A 4,524-nucleotide genomic window follows, 5' to 3' on the forward strand; every position below is an offset into this window, starting at 1 on the left:
TCATCGAGCAGGTCTCCCGGAATACCGGCATCAACCTTTCCCGCACCGCGCCACGCTCTTCAGGTACATGCACATGGTACCGCAAAACGACCGCCCACCATGCTATGGGCTCCTTCGGAGCACGTGGGGGAGTCCATGTATCCCCGGTTTGAAAACCGGGGGATTATAGCTCCCCCGCACCCCCTCTTTTCTCTAACGGCTGGCGCTTCACCTGCGGCGAGCCGCGTAGCGGCGAAGCCGTCAGGTGCAAGCGCATGTTATGCCGCCTATTGCTTTCAACGAGATCTTACTAACTGTGCAGGGCTCATTCATCCTGTAATAGCACTTGACCGCCTATTTCAAGTGGTGGCTATGGTTAGCCTGCGACGACAGTTAGGGTGCGATCTCAATCGTAGCAGTGAAATCGGCAGTTTGATTCGCAATGAATTCCACACCACCATCAAATTGGCCAATACGCACGATGCCGTTGAAGTAACCAACATCACCATAGTAAAAAACGAGATTATTCCATGGGGCGTAATAACCAATCTCACCAGGAAGCGGGTCATCACCTGGGGGCATACCTTCCGTTGATAGCCTGCGAGGCAATGTGGCTATTTTCTCAACATTATTGAAGTCACGGAAAGACAATGTGAGTGGGAGTTGAGCAATCAGGTCACGAGCCGTAGCGTTATCCCAAAGCCGCCCAGTCAGGATTGTGTCGCCGATGATTATGCGTATCCGAGTCTCACCAGGTGTAGGCATAGCCGTTTTTCCTTCTGTCGGGGTTGAGGTTGGCGACGCTGTAGGCAACAGGGTTGGTGTTGGCGGTAAGATGGTTGGCGCAACCACAGCGGAGAGAAAGGTAAGCGTAAAGATAAATGCAAAGATAAATGCAATGATCTGATTGCGGGAACTCGACATTTTCTCCTCCGAAGTGAGCGACATTCAGCGCTGTGCCCTATACCTTGACTGGCAACCCAGCGAGCTTCTCGCTACGTTCCCAAAGCTCTTTAGCTAGCTGCACATCGTTTGCCTGCGGGTGAATCTTCCACTTAGGGGGAATTTTGTTCTTCTCATAGTACTCACCAGACAGCCAGTCTTTTCCGGGCGTTCCTTCGGCAAACCAAGCCAACCTTGCTCCACCGTCCTCCGGTGTCTCCAGCATCAGCCGACAGAAGGGTCGCATGATTGGGCTGCGATAGATAAACTGGACGATGCTATAATCGTGGGCAAAATTGCTGATGATGTTGCCTGGGTGAAAAGCGACGGCACTGATGCCCTTGCTGTGATAGCGGCGATGCAATTCCTTTGTGAACAGGATGTTCGCTAGTTTGCTGTCGCCGTATGCATTCATGGGGTTCTTTTTCGTGTAACCGGTGAAATCATCGAGGTCGATATTGCCGAATATTTTTGCACCGATACTTGATGTTTGGATGATTTTCGCCTTGGATTCTATCAAGCGATCGATCAACAGGTTCGTGAGCAGAAATCCCGCAAGGTGGTTCACCTGAAAGGTCTTTTCGAAGCCGTCCTTTGTCCTGGCCTTTTTGAACAAGCCGCCAGCATTATTGGCGAGCACATCAATGCGCGGATAAGCGGCGAGCAACTCGCTAGCCAGCCGGCGCACCTGTGCCAGCTCCGTAAAATCTGCCACGTGGTACGGAGCATTCAGCTCTCTAGCGACAGCAGCAGTCTTTTCAGGAGATCTGCCCACCACCACGACCTGCCAACCTTTTGCAGCAAGTTGACGGGCGGCTGCGGCACCTATGCCATCGCTAGCGCCTGTGATGACGATCACTTTGCTCACTCTCACTCTCCTTTTCACAGCGGTGAGGACAGTCCATACGGCCTAACGACTTGCGTTTCAGCGGCGGCGAGCCGTCCGCTGGAAACGCCTGTTGGGCGCAGACGCTCACCGCCGCAAAGCTCGCTCGCCTTCACGCGCCTTCCTCCAGCGCAGGCAGGGCGCATTCAACAAACCCATGCCCACGAATGTTGGGGCACAACTGCAGGCAAAAGACAACAACCTAAACACCCGACCCGCCGACCTTCCGCCGCCACAGCGGGCAAGGCGACGGCTGGCAAGCCAACCATCCCGACCCGAAGCCCGTCTCACTCACCGACGCCCCGCGCGGGAGCGGAAGCCCTGCGCCTTTCAAGCCTTCCTGCCGGCGTGGTTGCCCTTGCCGGCCAGCCCAATGCCCGGCCAATCCCGCTCGGCGACAGGATTCCGCTTGGGGGCCGTCGCGGGCGTTGACGGCAGGCAAGACGCCTTGGCCGCAACGTCCGTGGCCAACCGCCGCCCCCGCAGGCGACATCCTTTTGCAGGCAAGGCCACAGCAGGCAAGACCCATCCCCACTGCCCGCAGCGACAACGCACCCTGTAAACGTTCTCGAAACTCTTTCCACCTCTCTGCGCCCAACTAGTGATTAAATGTCACGCTGTCGTATAACACCCCGTATTAGGATGTTATCGGATATGTCGGATGTTCCTAATGACCCAAAAAGGTATTCGCCCAAAACTTCCCCCTTTCTCAACGAAGTTCGCAATGTTTTGAGGCTCAAGCATATGAGCCGACGCACGGAAACCTCGTATGTGTATTACATATTAGACTTCATACGCTTTCACGGCAAGCGCCATCCAAAGGAGATGGGCGTCGAGGAAATCCGGGCTTACCTATCCCATCTGGCTACCCAGAACAACGTGGCGGCCTCCACTCAAAATGTAGCCCTCTCAGCACTGCTCTTCCTGTACCGCCAGGTGCTGAAAGTCAACCTACCCGACATCGAGAACATTAAAAGGGCCAGGCGCTCTCGGCGGGTTCCGGTGGTGTTCACCCGTGACGAGGTAGAGCAGGTTTTATCTCGTGCGTCGGGCATCCACCATCTGATTTTGAGCCTGCTGTATGGAACCGGGATGCGCCTGTCCGAATGCCTGAGCCTGCGGGTGAAGGATTTGGATTTCGAGCGGCTGGAGGTTACAGTTCGGGATGGCAAGGGTGAGCAAGATCGGCGAACCATGCTCCCACGCAAACTGGTTCCGGCGCTCCATCGGCAGCTCGAGTACGCCCGGCGTATGCACCAGCTAGACCTGGAAGAAGGCTTCGGTGAGGTCGAGATGCCCTACGCCCTGGCTCGTAAATACCCCAACGCGGTCAAGGAGTGGGGCTGGCAGTATGTATTTCCTGCGGCTCATCGTTCAAAAGACCCCCGCACGGGGCGGGTAGGGCGGCATCATCTGCTCGAGCACGCCGTTCAACGCGCCATGAAAAAAGCCGTACGCGCAGCAGGTATTCACAAGCACGCCAGCGTCCATACCCTGCGCCACAGCTTCGCTACCCATCTGCTTGAATCGGGCTACGACATCCGCACGGTACAGGAGCTTTTAGGCCACAAGTAAGACCACCATGGTTTATACCCACGTCTTGAATCGTGGTGGAAGGGGCGTTCGAAGTCCACTCGATTCATAGGGCCATCTCAGGCCCACACCGCCAGCACCTCGGCCAACAGCCGCGCCCCCACCAACGCCGAAAGGCCGCTATGGTCCAGATTGGGCGCCAGCTCCACCAGGTCGAAGCCCACCAGCTCGTTTTGCTCTATCGTCCGCCGCACCACCTGCAGGGCCTCGGCGTAGGTCAGGCCCTCCACCTCCGGGCTGCCGGTGCCGGGCAGAATGGCGGGGTCGAGCACGTCGGCGTCGAAGCTCAGGTAGACCTTTTTGCCCTGCGGGAGTTGGCTTAACACCCAGGGCAGGTTCGCCCGTACCCTGGCCGCCGTAATCAGCGTGTGGCCCCTGGCTTTGGCCGCCCCGAAGGCCTCGGGGTTGGTGCGCAGGCCGCGCAGGCCCACCACGGTCATGTGCTTGAGGCCCGGCACCTCCTCCACCGCGCGGCGGAAGGGGCTCGAGTTGGAGTAGCGGGTGCCGTTGCGGAGATCCGAGAAGTCCAGGTGGGCGTCGAGCTGCACCACATAGAGCTGTCCAGGTCGGCATAGGCCTGCAGGATGGGGTAGCTGACCGAGTGGTCGCCCCCCACAAACACCGGCAGCCGCACGCGCTTCCTGAGCTTTAGGGCGGCCTCGCTAATGCGGCGGAAGGTTTCGGCGTACCCCGGTTGGGCCGGGTCTACGTCGCCTACGTCCACCAGGCTCACCCCCTGCAGTCGGTAGGTCTCGGTCTCGAGGTCGAAAAACCCCTCCGGCCCCGGCGCATAACGCCCACTGGCCTCGCGCAAAGCACCCGGCGCGAAGCGGGCGCCGGGGCGGTAGCCCACCGCAAAATCGTAGGGGATGCCCAGAAAACCCACGTCGGCGGTCCAGGGCTCGCTCAGGGGGCGGTGGGGGGCTTTGAGGAAGGTGGCGGGGCCGGTAAAGGGCAACTCGCTGCTGCGCATGCGGATAGTCTATGCTGCCGTCATACCTGGCCGGTGTCCAGCGCCCGGTCAATCATCTCCCCAATCTCGCGGATCAGATGAATCAGCCCCGCAAAACGCGAATCCTGGGTTAGGCCCCGCCGGTAGCGGGCATAAATTTGCTGCATGATAA

General features: G+C 58.4%; 2 protein-coding genes and 2 pseudogenes. 1 reads left to right on the plus strand and 3 read right to left on the minus strand.

Going from position 1 to position 4,524, the window contains the following annotated elements; translation table 11 throughout:
- Positions 1–372: 372 nt before the first annotated feature.
- Together DV704_RS11950 and DV704_RS11955 are read right to left on the minus strand one after the other, a co-directional pair.
- A complete protein-coding gene (locus DV704_RS11950; protein ID WP_199489998.1) occupies positions 373–903 on the minus strand; it encodes a cyclophilin-like fold protein in 531 nt (176 codons plus the stop codon).
- A gap of 37 nt (positions 904–940) precedes the next feature.
- Positions 941–1,789 (minus strand): SDR family NAD(P)-dependent oxidoreductase, encoded by an 849-nt coding sequence (locus tag DV704_RS11955; RefSeq protein ID WP_199489999.1) that lies wholly within the window; start codon positions 1,787–1,789, stop codon positions 941–943.
- Positions 1,790–2,461: 672 nt separating this feature from the next.
- Here DV704_RS11955 and DV704_RS11960 point away from each other — a divergent pair.
- Positions 2,462–3,452: pseudogene (locus DV704_RS11960) on the plus strand (integron integrase).
- 7 nt (positions 3,453–3,459) lie between these two features.
- Here DV704_RS11960 and DV704_RS12515 read toward each other — a convergent pair.
- Positions 3,460–4,373: pseudogene (locus tag DV704_RS12515) on the minus strand (arginase family protein).
- Between the last annotated feature and the right edge of the window lie 151 nt (positions 4,374–4,524).

The sequence above is a fragment of the Meiothermus sp. QL-1 genome, assembly GCF_003351145.1.
Lineage (GTDB): Bacteria > Deinococcota > Deinococci > Deinococcales > Thermaceae > Meiothermus.